This window comes from Hyunsoonleella rubra, assembly GCF_042684665.1.
GTDB classification, from domain to species: domain Bacteria; phylum Bacteroidota; class Bacteroidia; order Flavobacteriales; family Flavobacteriaceae; genus Jejuia; species Jejuia rubra.
The window spans coordinates 106,062-128,086 of sequence record NZ_JBHULY010000034.1 but is presented as its reverse complement, the minus strand read 5'-3'; the positions used below and the strand labels follow the sequence as shown (position 1 = coordinate 128,086).

Sequence of the window (22,025 nt, the reverse complement as noted above, 5' to 3'; positions counted from 1 at the left end):
TTATCGTGAAATATTCCCCGGAGTGCCGAAATACCCATTCCCATTCAAATAAGGATCCTCACTGGTAATATGATAGTGATAAATCCCATTAGGGAAATCGTTATTTTCATGCTTATGCCCATGATAGTCATCTAAATCTGAATTTGTAATGATCGAACCATCTTCCATAGGCCCATACACGGGAAAACCATCCGCTAAAAGCCCTAAGAAGGCATCATCTCCAAACTCCTGGGTGAGGTAAGTTGGCTCTATATGATAATGATAATTATCTTGTCCGGCTGGGTGTCCCAAGTATTGATCAAAAGAATTAATCTCGTTAGTAAGAGGCGAACCTCCCGCGGCATATTGATTAAAAAATACTACACCATTTCTTGCTATGCCAATGGGTCCCATTTCTGTAGCCTGCTTATTTGTGGCCTCTGAAGGGTTTAAGGTTATGGTAAAAACAATGTTTTGCTCTGCTATTTCATTTGGGTTTTGCCGCCAGTTAGGGTTTGTACCGTTATAAGCTTCATGAAGTGGATTGTTAACCGGCCAATATGGGCTGTTATGATTTGGCAAATCCGCAGTAGTAAAGGTTACCGTATTTCCATTTACGGCATAAGACAACCCTGTCCCTTCAAACATCGAAAGGATACCTCTAATGTCATACATGGTATCTTCGACCATTTCCTCCTCTTGTTCCTCTTCTTTCGGAGTTGTAGTATCGTCGGTATTGCTACATGCCAAGAGAGTGACGAATAATAAAAGACAAAGGGCAGATACCCATAATTTAGTTGATAAAAAGGTTTTCATAGTATTTTTAATTTGAGTTTGTTTCTGTATTTATTGTTGCCGTTTCTGAAATAGTATTGTTCTTCTTGTGCATACACAATCCAATCATTACAATATTCAGGATTAGTATCGCAACCGTTACAACAACCAAAATGGTCAACAATTTGTTTCGTTTAGAGTCCATTGATTTGGGTATGGTTCTTGTATTTAGATGTCGGCTTTTTAAAAAACTTGCGCTATTATCAAAAAAATTATCCTCTTCGTCTTAGATTCCGGTTTGGACGCGGTATATTATCCATTTCAGATTTGACTAAAACGCCATCACTATTTTTATCTAGGGTATCAAAATGAGTGGCCAATGGACCTTTAGCTTCTGCCTTCGAAATTTGTCCATCTCCATTCTCGTCCATCCTGGAGAACAACTCTTCTTTATTAGGTCTTCTTCGTTGTTCATTATGTGACACTTCACCCATCAAACATCTACTGACATAAGGAAATTCAATGGTAACCAAATAGATGTATTTGCCGTCAATTTCAATCCCGTTGCATTCATCCAAATCGCCTGAACCTTCAACAAATTCAAAATCTGAAGTGTAAGTACCGTCATGATGTCCGCCAACATCCACTTTTCTTGTGTTACGCCTCATATCATAGGTGCAGTCTTCACCTTCCCGGGTACCATCAATTAGCTTATAGCTCGATTTATATTGCCTACTTTTTGAATAATATATTGGAAAACCGTCGTGGGCGAAACCCACATGTACTAAATCTTCACTTGTATCAAACTTTTCAACAACAGATGTTGGTGCCCCGTGATAATGATAAGCTCCTGTGGGCTGAACATGCGCATTGTTGAAATCCAACCCCAAATTCACGAAATCCTGAAAAGCTTCGATGCGGTAGTTTTCACCTGTATCACATTCAACCACTTCAGCGGTACCAGGCTCAAACTTCACCCCATTTAAAGCCACTCCGGGTTCTCTTACCCAAGTTGGTTCTCCTTTATATTTGGGGTTTAAAGGAAATGCATATTGCTTATTTTGCTCAGAAATGGTATTCGGGTTTCCAGGACCTGGAAATTGTCCCGTTTTGTGATTTGGTAATGCATTGGTTACCATTTTCCTTGTGCTTCCTTTTAAGGTTACAGTCGTTTTGGCGCCATGCTCTTCATCGTGCAATTCATAGGACCCAAAATAATTGGTATGGCTATGAAAATCTTGTCCATCGTGACTGTGCGTTTTATTTTGGGCCACTCCCATACTCAAACCTAAAAATATGAGTACTGCACCAACTGCTATTTTTAAATTTCCCATGACGTCAATTTTTGTTATAAAAGTTTAGATGCGGTAACTTTTTTAAACTTGTGGACTACCTTGTTAAAAAAGAGACAAATAAAAAAGACGTTCAAAAACTGAACGTCTATTTTAAATCCTATTGATGCCTCGCAGGCGGTGGCCTGTTTCCATCCCGATGCTCAGGCAGTGGCGGTCTGTCACCGTTCGGTCTTCCATTACGTGGAGGCCCCTGTCTCATAGCACCTTTATGTAGGGCATCCTTAATGATTTTACTGAACTTGGCCTTCTGGTTATCATCGCACAACTCCTGAACCTGCTTGAAGTGCAGATAGGTTTCCATATCCTTTCTTGCTTCTAAATCCCCTATCAAAGAAGCAACCGAATCCCTATTTATACTTACCGCTTCATCAGACAAACCACTAAAAAACAAGTCTTTCAACTCCCGGATGTCATCCGAAATACCTCTCATTTTTTGCCTGTGCTCACGTGTCAAAGCCCTAAAAGCTTCTTTTTGGCCTTCATCAAAGTCAAGTTCCTTCATCAAAAAAGCTCCTGGTGGCCTGCGTTCTTCCTGTTCATTTTCATTTTCACCGCTTCCCAAATAATTGTAGAGAAAAAACCCATTCACTACTATAAGGAAAAGTAACAAAATATATAAGGGTAAATTTTTCTTCATCTCGGTTAATTATTTAAAATTGAATTTTCATCACTGGTCAATAACCCATAAGACTCCGCAAATTCCGCCAAATTCTCATCGTAGTCCGATATACTCTCTAGCCTGGTAAACGCAATCACATTCAAAATAACCACACAAACTAAAGTTGCCAATTGTAATTTAGGGGTAAACCAGGCCCATACCGATGGCACCTCCTCCTCTTTTTTGGCAAATAAAAGGTTCATCGTTTTGTCCTTAAAAAAAGGCGATACGTTCACTTCGGAAATACTGTCCAAAACATTTAAAGTCTCGTCAATTTGTTGTTGTAGGTTGCTATGTGTATCCATATCAATTATTTAGATGCCCAAAGTTTTAAAAACTTGCGCTATTTTTTATTTTTATAAAAATTCTCTAAAAGTTTCTGTAAATTCTTCTTTGCCCGAAACATCAACGATTCCACCGACGACACGCTTTTCTCAGTAATATCACTAATTTCCTGATAACTTTTCCCATCTACTTTATGCAGTGTGAACACCACTTTTTGGGCTTCAGGTAATTGATTAATCGCATAAAAAAGCGTCTCGCTCCGTTCCTTGTTTTCCAAAATAACCCCGGGATGGCTCATCTCGGTAAAGTAGCTGGTTTTATCCACCGGAATGGCATTACCCAAAATCGATTGCATGAAACCAAACCGCTTTTTCGTATTCCGTTTCCTGATAAATTCCAAACATTTATTAGTGGTTATCCGGTAGATCCAAGTCGACAATTTCGAGTTACCCTTAAACTTCCCAATGCTGTTAAACACCTCCAAAAACACCTCCTGAGCAATATCCTCCGCATCCTCTTTGTTGGGCACAAACGACAAGCAAGTTCCAAACACCTTCTGCTGAAAATCATCCAACAACTTGCCATACGCATTGGCGCTATGGCTTTTAAGTCCCGCTATAAAATCGTTTTCCGTCAAATACAAAAATTAAACTCAGATTCCCGCCTCCGCGAGAATGACAATTTCAATTGAAACATCAAAGCTACGCTTTGATGAAAGTTTTTTCAGTTCAGATGCTTAAAAAAAATGAAACTTGCGCTGTTCTAAATATTTTTTTGGGCGTTACCCTACGGGTCGGGCTTTCCGTTCCAAGTCCTCGCTCCGTCCCGATAGTTATCGGGACTCCGCTGTGGGCTTTCCTCTACAATCCCTAACGCTGTCCAACCCGCCAAAGCCAGTAACCTCCCCAAATTAAAACCTACCGGCAAACAAACACCAATTTAAAGAATAAAAACAAACCACAGCAAAAAAGTCAACACCCAAATCAATTCGCAGAATTGAACCACCAAGGCGCAGAATAGATGCAGAAAAGCTCCGAGAACAGTAGGACGATAGTCCGACGCGGAGTTTACAAATCGGTTTTTATTCCACCAAAGCGGAATTAAAAATGCCCCTGGCTTGGTAGTGATTTTTTGGTTTGTTTTGCATCATGGCAAAATGAACAGAGAAAAACAACCAAAATAATAAGATGTCTCCTACCGTCGACATGACAAACGGTGCTCACTTCTAAACAATTAAACAAATCCACAATTCAACAATTTAAACGTACCTTTGCCATCAATTTTTTAACCCGTTCAATTTCCGTTTGAGTAAGCACTGCAAACTGCAACTGAACACTGAGAACTTAAAAGATGCGATTACACCGAAACCTCTGCTTCGCCGTAATAGACGGATTAACCCAAATCTTCAATGAGAACCAATACGCCGACAAAGTCATTCAGCAACTGTTAAAGCGCGACAAACGTTGGGGTGCCCGGGATAGAGGTTTTGTTGCTGAAACCACATACGACATTGTGCGATGGAAACGATTATACGCAGAAATAGCAGAGGTAAAGGAGCCCTTCGATCGTGACAATCTGTGGCGTATGTTTGCTGTTTGGGCAACCTTAAAAGGTATAAAATTACCAGATTGGAAATACTTTGAAGGCACACCAACACGAAAAATAAAAGGCCGTTTTGACGAACTCTCAAAAACTAGAAAGTTCAGAGAATCCATTCCCGATTGGATAGATGAAGTTGGTTTGGAAGAATTAGGGGAAGCCAAATGGACCAAGGAAATAGCCATGCAAAACGAGCAGGCCGATGTTATTTTAAGAGTCAATACCCTGAAAACTTCGAAAGAAAAATTACAGAATATCCTATCCGATGAAAACAACATTGAAACAGAATTCATAAAAGGCTACCCATCTGCTTTAAAATTAACCGAACGTGCCAATGTTTTCGTAACCGATGCCTTTAAAAATGGACTTTTTGAAGTACAGGATGCCTCATCTCAACTAGTAGCCGAATTTCTAGATGTTGCTCCCGGCATGAAAGTGGTAGATACTTGTGCCGGAGCGGGCGGCAAAACACTGCACATTGCCTCATTGATGCAAAATAAAGGACAAATTGTAGCGATGGACATCTACGAAAGCAAACTCAAAAAGTTGAAAATAAGAGCACGCAGAAACGGGGTGCACAACGTAGATTTAAAAGTGATCGATTCTACAAAACCTATTAAAAAACTATACAACAAAGCCGACCGTGTTTTAATTGACGCACCATGTTCCGGATTAGGGGTATTGCGCCGAAATCCAGATGCCAAATGGAAGCTGGAACCTGAGTTTTTGGATAGCATCAGAGGCGTACAGCAAGACGTGTTACAACAATACTCAAAAATGGTAAAACCTGGAGGGAAATTGGTTTATGCCACATGTTCCGTATTACCTTCTGAAAATCAAAACCAAGTTGATGCCTTCTTAAAATCAGAGGCAGGGGAAAATTTCGATCTTTTAAAGGACAAAAAAATACTGGCCCACGAATCTGGATTTGATGGGTTTTATATGGCGCTTTTGGAGCGAAAAGCTTAATTTTATATCTTTGGATAAAGCCCAACATATGGATCTGCAAACACGAAAACTAGAGTTTATTAAAGAGTTTCTCAAAATTCAAAGTGAGGAGGTTATAGAACGTTTAGAAAAGTTATTGAAAAAAGAGAGTATACCAAATTACGCCGAAAATGAAGCTTCAATGACGTCTGAGGAATTGAATAACCGTGTTGCAGAATCTGAGTCAAATTTTGAAAATGGTCATTACAAAAAAAGTGCTGACCTTCTTTCCAAATACAAGTAATGACGTATCAAATAATTTGGTCTCGATTTGCCGAAACCCGATTGGACGCAATTTTCGAGTACTACCAAAAAGAAGCAGGTCTCAATATTGCAAAAAAAATTGCTTAAAGCAATTATTGAAGAACCCAATAAACTAATTGATTCACCATACATTGGTCAAGAAGAACCACTTCTTAAAGAAAGAAGAATTCAATATCGATACTTGGTTTACAAAAATTACAAAATGATTTATTCAGTTGACGAATCTGATAAATTCATTAAGATTGTAGACGTTTTTGATACGAGGCAAAATCCACCGAAAATTAAAAGAGGTACATAGTACTTGAAAAACAAGCGACGTTTGTCATTCTTTACTGTCAGACGGAGTGCAGTCAAAGTCTTGTTTCAGAACCTCATCTTGCCTATCTTACATCAATGAAAAATATCGTATTTCTGGGCAAAAGCATCGACAACTACATCGCTGGTAAAAATGGCGAATTGGATTGGCTAGACATGATTCCAAATCCCGACCAATTGGATATGGGCTACAACACTTTGATGAATGAAGTTGATGCCATCTTGATGGGTAAAACGTCTTTTGAAACCGTGTTGGGTTTTGATATCGAATGGCCATACCAAAAACATGTGTTTGTCTTGAGTCGTTCCTTGAAAAACATACCTGTAAAGCTTCAGGATAAGGTCTCAGTATTGCAGGGTAATGAAAAAGAAATTCTAAAATCCATTCATAACAAGGGATATCTCAATCTTTATATTGACGGCGGCAAAGTGGTTCAAAACTTTTTAAAACAAGATTTAATAGATGAACTGAGATTAACCACAATTCCTATTGTTTTGGGCGAAGGTATTCCTTTGTTTGATGTGTTACCAAAACGTTTGGAGTTTGAACATGTAAAAACGGAAGTGTTTTGCAATCAGATTGTACAGAGTTGTTATAAACGTAAAAGGTAGATGACATAAAATGCTCGATAGTCTAAAACACCACTTATCAGAATTACTAAAGGAATCCATAACAAACGTTAATTCGGTTAGTGGTGGCGACATCTCCCAAGCTTATAAAATTTCAACCTCAAACGTCGATTATTTTTTAAAGGTGAACAATGCCCCTGAGGCGTTAACCATGTTTCAAACGGAAGCGTACGGTTTACAAGCCATTTACAAAACCAACACCATAAAAACACCAAAAATTATTGCTTGTGACTGGTTTGAAGGCTCCGCATTTTTGTTATTGGAATTCATCGAATCAAAACCGCCTTTATCCAAGGGTTTTAAAACCCTTGGAAAACAGTTAGCCAACTTACACAAATGCACTTCTGAATATTTTGGTTTAAGTCAAGATAACTTTATTGGGCGCCTGCCCCAAAGCAATACCAAACACCAAAATTGGACAGACTTTTATACCTATGAACGTCTAACGCCACAACTGGAAATGGCAAAACAAAACCGCTTGCTTCAAGATTCGGAATGCCCAAATGCGGAATATATAAAAAACCGATTGCACCCACTTTTTGAAAGTGTAAAACCATCCCTACTTCATGGGGATTTATGGAGCGGGAACTATTTAATTTCAAAAGATGGCGAACCTTATTTGATTGACCCTGCTGTATATTACGGCCATAGCGAAGTTGATATTGCCATGAGTAAATTGTTTGGTGGGTTTGGTGAAGCGTTTTATGAGGCTTATTTTTCAATGTTGCCATCTGATGAACATACATCGGCTAGAATTGAGATATACCAATTGTATTATTTGTTAGTACACCTGAATATGTTCGGAAGGTCTTATTATTGCTCGGTAACATCAATTATCCAAAAGTACTTTTAAATTTCTGTCATTCCAGCACTGTCCAACTGAGCGCAGTCGAAGTGTGATGCGGAATCCACAAAAAAATTGAGATGTCTCAATCGTACCTCATTTCGACATGACACCGGATTCTCATCGATATGTCTTTGCAGGAATGACAGAACTTAATGATTAAATACTGGCGTTCGCAAAGATGTGGGTTAGGGATTGAACGGCATGTTTGAGCTCCTCGAAGAGAGCGAGTAGTGAAAGCCCGACCCGAACTTGATGGTTTCATGAAACTTTCGAATGTGGCATCGAGGGGAACGCCAAAAAAAATAAAAAAAGCCCATCAACTTTTGTTGACGGGCTCTTAATCAAAGAAAAAATTTGAGTTAGTCTTACTTCTTTTTTCCTTCTAATTTTTTGACGCTGTCGTACATAATCGGCGTTGCGATGAACAGCGATGAGTATGTACCGACGATAACACCAACGATTAGCGCGAACATAAACCCGCGGATGGAATCGCCACCAAAAATGAAGATGGACAGCAATACGACCAAGGTAGTAAGCGAGGTGTTTAGGGTTCTACTTAAAGTACTGCTCAATGAGGAGTTTACCACACGATCGAACTCCCAACTGGTGTGCTCATTAAAGAATTCACGAATCCTATCGAATACTACAACGGTATCGTTCAATGAGTAACCGATTACGGTCAAGATAGCCGCAATAAAGGCTTGGTCGATTTCCATATTGAACGGCATGAACTTATAGGTCAACGAGAAGATTCCTAATACAATCAATACGTCATGGAATACCGCTGCAACAGCACCTAAGGAATACTGCCACTTTTTAAAACGCAACAAAATATAGAGGAACACCACGATTAACGACCCCAAAATAGCCCAGAACGATGCTTTTTTGATATCATCCGCAATGGTAGGACTTACTTTGTCGCTACGCATTAGTCCGATGGTTTTATCTTCGGCATCGCTGATAAACTCTTCGTAGGTCATCCCTTCAAAATACGGTTGCAGGGCATTAAACAATGTCGATCTAATCTCTTCATCAACAGCTGCTCCTGTTTCGTTTACCTTATATTTTGTGGTTATTTTTAACTGGTTGGCATCCCCGAATGTCTTGGCATTTGCGCTAGAGAATACAGCTGGGTCTGAAAGTACATTGGTAACCTCAGAAGCATTCATGTCTTGGGCAAAACGCACTTGATAAGTTCTACCTCCCACAAAATCAACACCTTCATCCAATCCATTGGTGAATAATGAACTTAATCCGATAGCAATTAAAATCCCTGAAATGATGTAAGCAATTTTACGCTTCTTCAAAAATTCGATATTGATGTTTCTGAATAGATTTTTGGTAATCGGTGTAGAGAATGTCAACTTCCCTCCTCTTTCGGTGTACCAATCTACCAATAATCTGGTGATAAAAATTGCCGTAAATAATGAGGTTGCGATACCAATCAATAAAGTAGTAGCGAATCCTTTAATAGGTCCTGTTCCGAAAATAAATAAGATTAATGCCGTTAAACCTGTGGTAATGTTGGCATCCAAAATAGAGGACAATGCATTACTAAATCCATCTTTAATGGCATCTTTTTGACCTTTACCTTTGGCCAATTCTTCACGGACACGTTCGAAGATCAGTACGTTGGCATCCACAGACATACCGATGGTCAATACAATACCGGCAATACCTGGTAATGTTAATACAGCGCCCAATCCTGAAAGAATTCCGAAAATCAATAAAATGTTTAGCAGCATCGCGATATCCGCAAAACCACCTACTTTTCCGTAGTAGAAAATCATCCAAAGCAATACCAATACCAATGCAATTAAAAATGACATGGTACCACTATCAATGGCTTCTTGACCCAAAGATGGCCCTACTACTTCACTTTGAATAATATCAGCAGAGGCAGGTAATTTACCAGCGCGTAATACGTTGGCCAAGTCAATCGCTTCGTTTAAGGTGAAATTTCCAGAAATGGATGAGTTACCTCCGGCAATTGGTCCAGAAGTAACACCTGGTGCAGAATACACTACGTTGTCCAAAACAATAGCGATTTGGCTACCTTGTTGGTAAGCTCTTCCGGTCATTTCTTCCCAGATTTTGGCCCCCTTGCTGTTCATTTGCATGGATACCTCAGGCTTTCCTGTTTGTCCGAATGTATGTCTTGCATCTGTAACTACTGCACCGCTCAGCTCAGGAATATTATCACGGTTCCCTTTAAGGGCATACAAATCAGTAATCTCGCTATTCTTTTCTGGCTTACTGAAGGCAAACTTTACATAGCGCAATTCAGATGGCAATAAAGATCTTACCTGTGGCATATTTAAATACTCCATTACCTGATCTTTATCTTTTATTTCGAAAGAAGCTACGACAGGACCTCCACGATATCCGAAACCTCTAATTAGGCTTTGTAATGGGTTTACGGTTTCAACAGTGGTAGAATCCGTAACAGCATCCCCCAATAAATCATCAATTTTTGCATCGGTGGCATCTTCTTCGTCTTGAGGTTCAGCTTCATCTGCATCTTCTTCAACCTCAACAATGTCTTTTAATACTTGATCAGCCTGAAATAAAAATTGTTGGAATTGCTCTCCCGGATACACATCCCAGAATTCCAATTGCGCAGTACTCTGTAACAAACTTGTAGCACGCTCGATATCCTTAACGCCTGGCAATTCTACCAAAATACGTCCAGAGTTCCCTAAACGTTGGATGTTTGGCTGGGTTACCCCAAATTCATCGATACGCTTACGCAATACTTCGAATGCCGAAACGATAGACTCATCGATTTTGGTTTCTATAATACCTTTGACTTCTTCATCAGTCATACTACCGTCAATTTCCCCATCCAATGCTTTGGTATAGAAAATATCTGGCGAAGCTAATTTTTGGTCTCCTTTTATGGCGTCAAACGCAATGAAGAAATCCTCTAAATAGGTATTCTGGCTATCCTTTTGAAGTTCGGATGCGTTGTCCAAAGCTGTATTAAAAACAGGGTCTTTGGTGTTGTTGGCCAAGCCTTTTAAGATGTCTTTTACGGACACTTGAAGAATCACGTTTAATCCTCCTTTTAAGTCCAAACCAAGGTTCATAGCTTTTTGCTTTACCTCGTTATAGGTGAATTTCGCAATACCTAAGTTGTAAACTGTATCGGTGGCGATACCATCTAAATAATTGACTTCCTCCAAACTTCTTTTAGCACGGTAGTCGTCTTCTGTTTCTGGAAATTTGTTGATGGCGATTTCCTCAGCTTCCTTCTGGACTTGGTTCGCCTTAAATGTGAACGATAATTGGTAAATACTTACCAAACCGAACAAAATAGCAAATAGTTTTACTAATCCTTTATTTTGCATTATTGTAATTTTTTAATAATTGAATACTATAGATTGGAGCCCTTCGCAAAGCGAAATTCGCTCCTAATAATTCATGGGTGTAATTCCCCATGTGTAATTTTTATTTGGAAAGTATGGGATAGATGCCATTGACTAAAAAACCGAGCACCTAAATTTTATTTCCCACTAGGAAATAGGGCCTGCCCTGACTTCTGGGATTACACCAAGATTGGTATCGAAAGTCAACGTGATGCCGTTGACCCATTTGAATTTTGAATGGTCATCCTCAACTTTAGAAGACTTATAAAATGTTAAAGACGAATATACTTTGGGTTTGAAAAGGCGGTCTGCCTTCACCTCAACTTCTAAAACATGAATCCCGTTTACATCGGAATCGCCATCACCAGAACTTTGAAGTTCGTAAACATCAATGTTATAGGCAGTGGCTTCACTTTCAACAGGAATGCTGAACGGTGCATCCTCGTCATCATCAGTATTACCCAATTCGGCACGGATACGCTTTGAAAGCATCCGTTTGATGACGTCAACATCCGCATCGCTATAATAGCTTATTTTGAGTTTGCCGTTGTCATTCTCCTTAACTTGAATATTACTTACGCCTGCTTGCTGTAGCTCCCTTTTAACTAAGGCAACTGTTGCGTGGCTATTGGCGTGCGAGGATTCGGTATTTTTAAAATGAAGCACAATTTCCTGATTGGGCAACGTAGACTGTCCATGCTGTACCACACCCAAGACGGATAGGATAATAATTAAAGTACCGACGTACCACTTCATTTTCATGCGCCAAATATAAAAAAATAAACTTGTTTAAGTAATGCCTAGGAATTATCTGTTTGAAACTAAGCTATACTCTATTAATTTCAACTTTGGAATCATTTGTCCCGACGACAAAACAATGGCTAAATCCTGGGCTTCCTCAGCTGTAAAATTTCCAGAAACCGAAGACCTTCCTCCTTTAATGGGACCGACTGTAACTCCGGGAGCAGAATACACTACATTATTCAGTGTTATGGCTATGGAAGTGCCTTTTTGAAATGCGCTTGCCGTTAAGCGCTCCCATATTAGGGCTCCATCTCGATTCATTTGTATGGATATTTCTGGTCTCCCTGTTGGGCCGAAAGTATTGTTTGCCTTTGTAACCACTTCTCCTGTCAAAGGTGCTTTGTTATCCTTATTAGATCGAATAGCGTATATCGGCAAACGTCCATTTTCTTCAATACCCAATAAAAATTTCACATTTTTAAATTCCGAAGGAAGGTTTAACTTAGATGCTTGGCTATTCAATAAATTTAAAACAGTTTCGGAATCATCCTTTTTGACATGGATAACTATCGGACCTCCTTTATAACCTGGAGATAGATCGAATTTTGAAGTCACTTTCAAGCTGTCCGATGTATTGCTTTCTTCAATAGTGTAAAGCGCTTCGCCTATATAGGACAAAAACTCTTCTCCTTTGTATAACTCCCAAAATTCTAATTTACCCTGATTTATAATCAATTGATCAAGACGCTGAACGTCCAATTGAGTTGCCTTTACCAATACTTCCAAATGCTTTTCGCCAAAACGTTTCACTTCATTTTGAACCCCAACACCATTTAACCTTGTTTTTATAACCTCAATTGTTTTTAGCTGTTCAGATTTGGACAAATCGCTCTCATTTTCAAAAGCGTACACAAATCTATGTTCCTCTTTCTGCTTAAAAACATCGCAAGAAAACAGTATTGCGATAACCGTTAGTAAAAGAATTTTTTTCATAAATAGAGACTTACAAAAAAGGCTATCAAAAATTGATAGCCAAATGTTATATATTAAAAAATGGAAATGCTATTATAATTCCAATAATCCATTTGTTTTTGAAACCCCTTCAGCACTGGCCTTCATATGGTCTTTTTCGGCATCGCTCAATGGGATATCCACAATCTTTTCAATCCCGTTTCGTCCTAAAATCACGGGCACACCGATACAAATATCTTTTAATCCGTATTCGCCTTCCAATAATGTAGAACATGGGAATAGCTTCTTCTGATCGCAAGCAATGGCTTGAACCAAAGCACTTACCGCCGCACCCGGCGCGTACCAGGCAGACGTACCTAATAATTTAGTCAAAGTAGCACCACCAACTTTGGTATCTTCTTTTACTTGGTTTAGGCGCTCCTCACTTAAAAATTCAGAAACTTTTACACTATTTCTTGTAGCATGACTTGTTAATGGTACCATTCCCGTATCACTATGGCCTCCAATAACCATACCGTCGATATCGCTAATTGGGGCTTCCATCGCCTCTGCCAATCTGTACTTAAAGCGTGCAGAATCTAAAGCACCGCCCATACCGATGATTTTATTTTTTGGTAAATCTGTGGTTTTATGAACTAAATAGGTCATCGTGTCCATCGGATTGCTCACCACAATAATGATGGTATCAGGGGAATGTTCAATCAAGCTTGAAGATACCGATTTTACGATACCTGCATTGATACCAATCAATTCCTCACGGGTCATTCCGGGTTTACGAGGAATTCCTGAGGTAATCACACAAATTGAACTTCCCGCTGTTTTAGAATAGTCGTTGGTAATCCCGGTGATTTTTGTGTCAAAACCGTTTAAGGAAGCGGTTTGCATTAAATCCATGGCTTTCCCTTCGGCATATCCCTCCTTGATATCTAGCAATACAACTTCTGATGCAAAATCCTTGATAGCTATATATTCGGCACAACTTGCGCCTACTGCTCCTGCTCCAACTACTGTAACTTTCATAATACTGTTTTTAGGTTGTTTTTTATGTTGAATTTAATTGTTTTTCCTATGGAAATTTTGACTTTGCAAAGATAGAATTGACACGAATTCTTTTCTATGATTTAAGTCATGCAATATTACTAATTATTCGGCTGTAAACGAAAAAAGTGCATGATTAAATCATGCACTTTTCGAAATTAAATTAAATAAAAAACTAACTAAAAAAACTAAACAATTATATGAAAATACACTATAATTCTCTTTTATATTTTTACCTGAAACCAAAATTTAGGCCAACTGAGAAGGCATTAAATTCAGACAGGTGATATTCTGCATTCAATCTAAAAAATCCTACTTTCAACTTTGTACCGATCGTAGCCCTAACATCAGAAACTTCGCTGGACACTGAAAACGGATCAATATAAGATTCTGTTACAAAAGGACCGGAAGTAACGGTGTACGTTCCCAGCACATCAGATTCTGATTTCCCTTTGATATAACCCACACCTCCATAAAAGTTGATTACAGGGAGTTTGGTAGATACAATAGCTTGGAACAACCAAGTACTCGTATCGTTTTCTAACCTTTGATCGCTTCCTGAAACTCCAGAAGTACCTGAAATATCATAAGACCCATTCAAATTGGTATAGGCCACTAATCCAGAGATTGCGATAGGCAATAATTTATCTGCTGGCAACCATTTTGTAACTTCAAATTGCACACCGGCACCGAACATGCCTAGTTCAACATCATCTGTCTTAATTTTGGGTACAAATCGAGCTTTAAGTTCAATACCCTGGCTAATGCCCAACGCACCCTGTATAAATGCTGTAGGCAATAAATTGGCACTGGCATCACCCAACCCAGAGGGTAACGTAATCCTCTCGTTTATATTAGGAAAATCTCTATTTCTTACAATAATATCGATATCAGGATTGTTTTCTCCTAAGGCAGTGGCCACATTTCTTGCTCTAACACTGGAATCGGTAAACTCAAATGTGACTTCTTCATTATCATAGGTATCTAAATCCAGCAAAAACATTTTGTGCTCATCCTTTACCATTGAAGCATTTGCTATAATGGATATTTCAAATCCACCAAGGGGTTTGGCATCGGCCGTGTTGAACCATCCGGCATTCATGCTGTGCATCAATCCGTTAGTGGCTGGTCTTAAATAATCGCTTGTGAAACGTTCGGCACTTTCCTCTCCTGCAGCAAACAATGCATCCAGGTCCTGTGCTTTTGAAGTAATCGTAATTAAACTGAAAAGGGCAAAAAGGGCTAACTTTTTCATTATGGTTAATAGATTTGGGTGAGACAAATGTATAAAAAAAAAGTCACAAAACAACATTTAATCGAAAAAAAATGCTTTTTATCGATATTTTTTATCAGAAATTACCTCAAAAACAACACCTATAAGCCACAAACTCTACATGAATTTCATAAAAAAAACCGCTTATTCCTAAGCGGTTTCCAATCTTATATTAAGTTTAAGTTACGCATCAATATTAGCATAAATCGCGTTCTTTTCAATAAAATCCCTACGCGGAGGCACTTCATCGCCCATTAGCATGGAGAATATACGATCTGCCTCAGAACCATTGTCAATATTAACTTGACGCAATGTTCTAAACTCAGGGTTCATTGTCGTGTCCCACAATTGCTCTGCGTTCATTTCCCCAAGACCTTTATATCGTTGAATTTTTGAGCCATCACCAAAGTCAGAGATAATTTCGTCCCGCTCCTTATCGTTCCAAGCATACTGTTTTTTAGCACCTTTTTTAACCAAATACAATGGTGGTGTTGCGATATACACGTGACCATTTTCAATTAATTCTTTCATATATCTAAAGAAGAAGGTCAAAATCAATGTTGCAATGTGGCTACCATCAATATCGGCATCACACATGATCACGATTTTATGATAGCGCAATTTTGAAAGGTTCAACGCTTTACTATCCTCTTCCGTACCAATGGTTACACCAAGCGCGGTAAAAATATTCTTGATTTCTTCATTTTCGAATACTTTGTGCTGCATGGCTTTTTCCACATTCAATATTTTACCCCGAAGCGGTAAAATCGCCTGAAAATTTCTATCACGGCCTTGTTTTGCAGTGCCGCCCGCAGAATCTCCCTCAACTAAAAACACCTCGCATTTCGTAGGATCTTGCTCAGAACAATCACTTAATTTACCGGGTAAACCACCAATACTCATAGGCGATTTACGTTGCACCATTTCACGAGCCTTTTGAGCCGCATGACGTGCTTGCGCCGCCAAAATAACTTTTTGAACAATGGTTTTGGCATCATCAGGATGTTCCTCCAAATAATCGGTCAACATTTCAGAAACCGCTTGACTTACAGAAGCGGAAACTTCGCGGTTACCCAATTTGGTTTTAGTTTGTCCTTCAAATTGAGGTTCTGCAACTTTTACAGAAATAATTGCTGTTAAGCCCTCACGAAAATCATCACCTGCAATATCAAATTTTAACTTATCAGTCAATCCCGAAGAATCTGCATATTTCTTTAAGGTATGGGTCAAACCACGCCTAAAACCTGATAAGTGTGTACCTCCTTCGTGTGTATTGATGTTGTTTACATACGAATGCAAATTTTCTGCATAAGAGGTATTGTAAATCATCGCCACTTCAACAGGAATATCATTTTTCTCACCTTCAAAGGCAATTACATCCTTCATCAAAGGTTCTCTAGTAGCATCCAAATATTTTACAAATTCGGTCAAACCTTCATCAGAATGAAAGGTCTCACCTTCAAAAGAACCGTCTTCCTTTGTATTTCTTTTATCAATTAAATGTACCGTAATACCCTTGTTCAAAAACGCCAATTCTCGTAGCCTACTAGCTAAAGTATCGTAGCTATATTCAAGCGTTTGCGTAAAAATAGTAGGGTCTGGCCTAAAGGTTACAACGGTTCCACTTTTATCGGAATCACCAACGGTTTTTACGGGATAAAGGGGCTTTCCTCGCTCATACTCCTGCTCCCAAATTTTACCTTCACGGTGTACGGTAGCCTTTAAATGTTCGGATAATGCATTAACACAACTCACCCCAACACCGTGTAATCCACCAGAAACCTTATAAGAATCCTTGTCGAATTTACCACCAGCACCAATTTTGGTCATCACCACTTCAAGCGCCGAAACGCCTTCTTTTTTATGAAGGCCTACTGGAATACCACGTCCGTCATCCTCAGTGGTAATAGAATTGTCCTCGTTAATCGTAACGGTTATATTATTACAATGTCCGGCAAGAGCTTCATCTATGGAGTTATCCACCACCTCGTATACCAAGTGGTGCAATCCTCTAACCCCCACATCTCCAATATACATGGAGGGACGCATACGCACATGCTCCATACCCTCCAACGCCTGAATACTATCCGCCGAATAATTGTGTTTTTTAGCTTCGTCGCTCATAAAATCCTTGTTTAATTTGATTTATTTAAATTAAAGATCCCGCATTTTGCGGAATTAATTCAGTTAACTATTTTTCCTTCAACTCCGTCTTGGAAAAATAGGACTTCATTAACACAAAAAAATGACGCATTTAGCATCATTTTCAAGCCTAACAAATATACGAAATAATAAAGGTGTTAGAAAGCATTTTAACGACTTTATACAATAATTATCAACAATTGTTAATTACCTAAAACGCCCTTAAATCGCTTAAAAAGTATCTTAAAATGGATTTTTGATCGTTTTTAGTGTTTGACAGAATTAAGAAAACACAAGAATGCTTCAGATGCCAAAGTATTGCTTTTTCAGCTCTTTAGTTTTGACATAAAATTGAACCTTTTTGTAGTTAAATTAGTAAAAAAAAGTCTGCCCTTTTTTGTTTATTTTTTGGCTACTGCAAAAATATCATGCCCAAATATGATACATGTCACTTTTTTGCCCATAAGTTCATTTTAATTTTGTCCAGAACTTTACAAGTAAATATTTATGATACTTAAAAAAAGAGGGCTTAAATTATGGCTGATTGCTATAGCTTTTACCTTTCCACTTTTAGTCACCAGTCAAACAGAAGACAAACCTAAGCCAAAAATCAATTGGAATATTACGTCGCAAATTTGGATGCGCTATTCTGAGCTAAACGAAGGCTCTTTGATACAAGAGGAACCAACATCAGAATTCTTTGATATATCGATACGAAGGTTGCGTATTCCTGTAAACTGTCAAGTAACCCCCAAAATCTTCCTCTACGCTATTTTTGGTGGGAATAATTTTAATTTTAAAAGAAAAGACCTACCATTAGAAATTCTTGACCTTTATGCCGAATATAGCTTTGGCAAATACTTTGAAGTTGGTGTAGGTAAGTCTGGTTGGCAAGGATTAAGCCGTTGGAACATCCGTTCGAACAAAACTTTAATGGGTTTAGATTCGCCTTTATTCACACTAAACTCAGTTGAAAAAAACGATGACATAGGTCGTTTATTTGGCGCATGGATTAAAGGACAGATTGGTAAATTTGACTACCGCATGGCGTTTAACAGACCCTTTTTTGTTACAACTATTCCAGATGGTGAAGTTAATTTTGCCAACAACAAACCAAGAGTAAAGACTTCGGCTTACGTCAAATACCAGTTTTTTGAGCATGAATCCAATAAATCTGCTTACCAAACAGGGACGTATATGCAGAACAAAAAAGTCTTTAACGTCGGCGTAGGTTTTCAATATCAACCGGAAGCTATGAGTGACGGGGATGCCATGCTAGCTACTACCACATTTTACGACATGACCCATTTTGCGGCGGACTCATTTTTAAACTTACCGCTGGTTAATGGGGATGCCATTACTGCATACCTTGGTTTTTACGATTACGATTTTGGAAAAGATTACATAAGAAATGTTGGTGCCAACAACCCGACATCTGGAGGGGGCACGGATTTTAATGGTGCCGGTGTTGCTTTCCCGATGATTGGTACAGGAACCACCTGGTATGGCCAATTTGGATATGCGTTTAAGGAAACCAATGTCTTGAGCCAAAAAGTAGTTATACAGCCTAATATTGCGGTACAGCACTCTGATTGGGATAGACTGGCAGATAAAATGACAGTTTATGATTTTACCGTAAACTTTTATGTGGACGGCTCTCATGGCAATAAAGTGAGCTTGGGATACCAACATAGACCAATTTTTGATGCGGTTACTTTAGAGCAAAAAGATTATAAGGGCATGGTTGTACTACAGTATCAAATTGCGTTGAAGCAATAGTTTAGCTAGAATTTTCATGAGAGCAATTTAGCCCCAGAGCCAAAACCTCTGGGGTAAAGAATTGTGCCATCTTGAAATGTTACGCCTGAAGCAATATCGCTTGCCAAAAGCATTGCCCCATCCGCATCTATGTAATCCAACAGCGGGGCCAGTTGTACCAAATTTGAGATACCAATAGTGGATTCGGTCATACAGCCTAACATGACTTTTTGCCCAAACACCCTCGCTTTTTGAATCATCTTTAAGGCCGGGGTGAGGCCTCCGCATTTCATCAATTTGATATTTATACCGTCAAATACTTCAGCGCATTTTTCAACATCTTCCAATGTTTGGCAACTTTCATCGGCAATGATGTCCAATGCGCTTTCTTTTTTAAGGCGTTTCATGTCCTCCCAATTATCGGCTTCTAAGGGCTGTTCGATAAATTCGACACCCAAACTTTTTAGCTCTTTTGATTTTTGAATAGCTTCATCCACATTCCAAGCGCAATTGGCATCAATTATAAAAACGGCATCAGTAACGTTTCTTAAAGCTTTTACAATTTCTAAATCATTTTTTACACCCAATTTGATTTTATAAATCGGCCAAGGTTTTTGCTTGACTTTTTCGGTCATCACAGGAATTTCATCGATGCCAATGGTGTAATTAGTTTTTGGTAAACCGCTTTCCCCGTTGCTCCAAAAACTTCTTAGGGTTCGTTTATTTTTTCTGGCGAAATAATCCCAATAGGCACAATCGATGGCACAAAGGGCGAAATAATCATGTCTCAATTTAGGCTCCAAATGGTGCCAAAGGGTTTCGGGATGTGCTCCCTTTTGGGATTCTATTTCCGCCTTTACACTTTGGACTGATGCTTTTAATTTTTGAATGGTTATCCCGTAATATGGGTTGACTGTAGCTTCGCCGTAGCCGGTTATTGTTCCATCAGAAATTGAAACAATCAGAGTATCCTGCACATTCACCGTATGCCTTGAAATGGTAAACGGATATTTTAACGGTAATTGATAGTGGCCGGCGGTCAGTTTGAAGTTCATGCTTTAAAGATAAGGTAAAAAGCCTCTCCTAGCCTCCCCATGTGGAGAGGAATGGATGAGACGGGGTGTTAAAAAAATAGAATACAGCTGTGGGCTGTTATTGCTTGCACATGGGTATGTCTTCTCCTCCTGCGCCTCGGCTAAAGCTTTGGCGACAAGCGGACGGTGGGGTTAGGGGTTGGTTTTAAAAGCATGAGTGGCGCGTTAGGGATTAAACGGCATGTTGGAGCTCCTCGCAGAGAGCGACTAGTGAAAGCGCGACCCGCAGGGTAACGCCCAAATAATAGTTTTTAAGATATTACTGCTCCGGCACCAGCTTTATGAGCCTGCCCGGGCCTTCCACCAAAATGTACAGATAGCCATCGTGGCCCATGTGCACATCGCGTACACGGCCGATATCATCCAACAGTTCTTCATGGCCCACCACGACGTTGCCGTTCATTTTAAGACGGTGCAGGTATCTGAATTTTAGGGAGCCCACAAACAAATCGTTTTGCCAACTGCCGTAAAAATTGCCGGACATAAAATCCATACCACACGGCGCAATGGAAGGCACCCAATAATGAACGGGTTGCTCCATGCCTGGCATTTCGGTTTGGTCAGTAATTGGGGTACCGTTATAATTGACGCCATACGTAATCACGGGCCAACCATAGTTATTTCCGGAGCTTACGATATTTATTTCGTCGCCCCCTCGTGGACCGTGTTCGCCTTCCCAAATGGCACCAGTAATGGGGTGTTTGGCCAAACCCTGTGGGTTTCTGACACCATAACCGAAAACAGACCATTCGTGGTCTTGCATATTGTAGAATGGGTTATCGGAGGGTATGGTGCCGTCATCCATAATCCTGTGAATTTTGCCAACGCCGTTATTTAATAGCTGCGGATAGGTGTCTCTATTGCCACGATCTCCAACGGTAACATACAGATATCCGTTATTATCAAATACCAACCTGGAGCCATAATGATTGGTTGTGGTGAGGTATGGCGATGCCAAAAAAATATCGCTGGTGGCCTCCAAAGTATTGCCAGACAATCGCCCGCGGGCTACTGCTGTGGTTTTTTGATTGGCATTACTGGGATTTGGACTGGAGTAGGACAAATACACATAGGCATTGTTTTCGAAATCGGAATGCAACGTTACATCCAATAAACCGCCTTGGCCTTGGGCCACCACGTTGGGGACACCGTTAATTTCGAATATTGTGCCATCACTGGTTATCTTAAATAGTTTTCCCTCACGCTGGGTCACTAAAAAGTCGCCATTTGGCAATTGCACCATGCCCCAAGGTACACCGCTAATTTGATTGGTTACGGTTTCTAATCTAAAATCGAGGTCCTCAGAAGTTATTATTCCTGAAAGGTTTGGATTTTCTGTTTCGATATCGGCCTTGGTTTTCCCTTCAATTTCTTGAAGGATGTAATCGGCCAAATCTTTTATTTCTTGCGTAGTAAATGCATTTTCATAAGAAGGCATGCCGTTGGATTCATAGCCAGAAGTAATGGAGTTTGCGATGTCCTCGGAGGTACTGCCATAGGCCCAATCTCTTTCGATGAACGATTCAAACTTTTGGCCGTGACAGCCACCACAATGGTTCGTGTAATTTAGGGCCGCTTTTGCTAAATCGGCCATTTCTTCTTCCTCTTCTTCTACTTCATTTTGATTATTGGATTCTGTTGATTCCGAACAACTCAAAATCAAAGCGAGGATAAAAAGATGTAATACCGCAATTTTTAAGGTGTTACGATTTTTCATAGCATTTTAGATTTGGTGCCGCCATTCTCCGTCATTGCAAATCTTGATATCTAAGTTGGCGCAAACGGCTGTATGACAATTTTAGAGTACCAATTTAACGAAATTAATTGTTAAATTATTGTCAATCAAATTAGTATAAATCTTTTTACTCTGGAAAGCACAGGAATGGAGTAACATTTGGTTTTTCCGCGATTCAGACTTCCACTATAGATTTAAATTCCCGCCT

Annotated in this window: 20 protein-coding genes; 6 read left to right on the top strand and 14 right to left on the bottom strand. The window is 39.4% G+C overall.

What is annotated here, in order from left to right; all coding sequences use genetic code 11:
• The 6 genes from ACFSR8_RS13755 to ACFSR8_RS13730 form a co-directional block, all read right to left on the bottom strand.
• Positions 1–795 (bottom strand): YHYH protein, encoded by a 795-nt coding sequence (locus ACFSR8_RS13755; protein ID WP_380292990.1) that lies wholly within the window; start codon positions 793–795, stop codon positions 1–3.
• A gap of 7 nt (positions 796–802) precedes the next feature.
• Positions 803–958 carry a hypothetical protein gene (locus tag ACFSR8_RS13750; protein ID WP_380292988.1) on the bottom strand — a complete coding sequence of 52 codons (156 nt, stop codon included), beginning with the start codon at positions 956–958 and terminating at the stop codon, positions 803–805.
• Between the two features lie 67 nt (positions 959–1,025).
• On the bottom strand, positions 1,026–2,087 hold the full coding sequence (locus tag ACFSR8_RS13745; protein WP_380292986.1) for a YHYH protein: 1,062 nt from the start codon (positions 2,085–2,087) through the stop codon (positions 1,026–1,028).
• Positions 2,088–2,205: 118 nt separating this feature from the next.
• The gene (locus tag ACFSR8_RS13740) at positions 2,206–2,745 is read right to left on the bottom strand and encodes a Spy/CpxP family protein refolding chaperone (protein ID WP_380292984.1); all 540 of its coding nucleotides are present in this window, start codon (positions 2,743–2,745) and stop codon (positions 2,206–2,208) included.
• Positions 2,746–2,750: 5 nt separating this feature from the next.
• Positions 2,751–3,071 (bottom strand): hypothetical protein, encoded by a 321-nt coding sequence (locus ACFSR8_RS13735; RefSeq protein WP_380292982.1) that lies wholly within the window; start codon positions 3,069–3,071, stop codon positions 2,751–2,753.
• Between the two features lie 38 nt (positions 3,072–3,109).
• Positions 3,110–3,688 carry an RNA polymerase sigma factor gene (locus ACFSR8_RS13730; RefSeq protein ID WP_380292980.1) on the bottom strand — a complete coding sequence of 193 codons (579 nt, stop codon included), beginning with the start codon at positions 3,686–3,688 and terminating at the stop codon, positions 3,110–3,112.
• 713 nt (positions 3,689–4,401) lie between these two features.
• On the opposite strand from ACFSR8_RS13730, the gene ACFSR8_RS13725 reads away from it, so the two are divergent.
• The 5 genes from ACFSR8_RS13725 to ACFSR8_RS13705 all read left to right on the top strand — a co-directional run bounded on the left by ACFSR8_RS13725 (position 4,402) and on the right by ACFSR8_RS13705 (position 7,699).
• Complete coding sequence (locus ACFSR8_RS13725) at positions 4,402–5,619, top strand: RsmB/NOP family class I SAM-dependent RNA methyltransferase (protein WP_380292978.1); 1,218 nt, start codon at positions 4,402–4,404, stop codon at positions 5,617–5,619.
• Positions 5,620–5,629: 10 nt separating this feature from the next.
• Positions 5,630–5,881, top strand: coding sequence for a hypothetical protein (locus tag ACFSR8_RS13720; protein ID WP_380292976.1), 252 nt, complete (start codon positions 5,630–5,632; stop codon positions 5,879–5,881).
• Positions 5,882–5,968: 87 nt separating this feature from the next.
• Positions 5,969–6,199, top strand: coding sequence for a type II toxin-antitoxin system RelE/ParE family toxin (locus ACFSR8_RS13715; protein ID WP_380293339.1), 231 nt, complete (start codon positions 5,969–5,971; stop codon positions 6,197–6,199).
• A gap of 95 nt (positions 6,200–6,294) precedes the next feature.
• Positions 6,295–6,828, top strand: coding sequence for a dihydrofolate reductase family protein (locus ACFSR8_RS13710; protein ID WP_380292974.1), 534 nt, complete (start codon positions 6,295–6,297; stop codon positions 6,826–6,828).
• 10 nt (positions 6,829–6,838) lie between these two features.
• Positions 6,839–7,699 carry a fructosamine kinase family protein gene (locus ACFSR8_RS13705; protein ID WP_380292972.1) on the top strand — a complete coding sequence of 287 codons (861 nt, stop codon included), beginning with the start codon at positions 6,839–6,841 and terminating at the stop codon, positions 7,697–7,699.
• Between the two features lie 359 nt (positions 7,700–8,058).
• On the opposite strand, the gene secDF is transcribed toward ACFSR8_RS13705, so the two are convergent.
• From secDF to gyrB, 6 genes are all read right to left on the bottom strand, one after another.
• Complete coding sequence (gene secDF / locus ACFSR8_RS13700) at positions 8,059–11,043, bottom strand: protein translocase subunit SecDF (protein ID WP_380292970.1); 2,985 nt, start codon at positions 11,041–11,043, stop codon at positions 8,059–8,061.
• A gap of 165 nt (positions 11,044–11,208) precedes the next feature.
• Entirely contained in the window at positions 11,209–11,817 is a 609-nt protein-coding gene (locus ACFSR8_RS13695) for a hypothetical protein (protein ID WP_380292968.1), read from the bottom strand.
• Positions 11,818–11,868: 51 nt separating this feature from the next.
• Positions 11,869–12,798 carry a SecDF P1 head subdomain-containing protein gene (locus ACFSR8_RS13690; protein WP_380292965.1) on the bottom strand — a complete coding sequence of 310 codons (930 nt, stop codon included), beginning with the start codon at positions 12,796–12,798 and terminating at the stop codon, positions 11,869–11,871.
• A 72-nt stretch (positions 12,799–12,870) separates the two neighbouring features.
• Positions 12,871–13,797, bottom strand: a complete 927-nt coding sequence (locus tag ACFSR8_RS13685; RefSeq protein ID WP_186559315.1) for a malate dehydrogenase — start codon at positions 13,795–13,797, stop codon at positions 12,871–12,873.
• Between the two features lie 250 nt (positions 13,798–14,047).
• Positions 14,048–15,070, bottom strand: coding sequence for a DUF6588 family protein (locus tag ACFSR8_RS13680; protein ID WP_380292961.1), 1,023 nt, complete (start codon positions 15,068–15,070; stop codon positions 14,048–14,050).
• Positions 15,071–15,271: 201 nt separating this feature from the next.
• Complete coding sequence (gyrB, locus tag ACFSR8_RS13675) at positions 15,272–17,212, bottom strand: DNA topoisomerase (ATP-hydrolyzing) subunit B (RefSeq protein ID WP_380292959.1); 1,941 nt, start codon at positions 17,210–17,212, stop codon at positions 15,272–15,274.
• Positions 17,213–17,737: 525 nt separating this feature from the next.
• On the opposite strand from gyrB, the gene ACFSR8_RS13670 reads away from it, so the two are divergent.
• A complete protein-coding gene (locus tag ACFSR8_RS13670) occupies positions 17,738–19,009 on the top strand; it encodes a porin (RefSeq protein WP_380292957.1) in 1,272 nt (423 codons plus the stop codon).
• A 14-nt stretch (positions 19,010–19,023) separates the two neighbouring features.
• Here the strand turns inward: ACFSR8_RS13670 and ACFSR8_RS13665 are convergent, their stop codons facing one another.
• On the bottom strand, positions 19,024–20,043 hold the full coding sequence (locus tag ACFSR8_RS13665; protein WP_380292955.1) for a dipeptide epimerase: 1,020 nt from the start codon (positions 20,041–20,043) through the stop codon (positions 19,024–19,026).
• A 298-nt stretch (positions 20,044–20,341) separates the two neighbouring features.
• On the bottom strand, positions 20,342–21,799 hold the full coding sequence (locus ACFSR8_RS13660) for a PQQ-dependent sugar dehydrogenase (RefSeq protein WP_380292953.1): 1,458 nt from the start codon (positions 21,797–21,799) through the stop codon (positions 20,342–20,344).
• Positions 21,800–22,025: the final 226 nt, after the last annotated feature.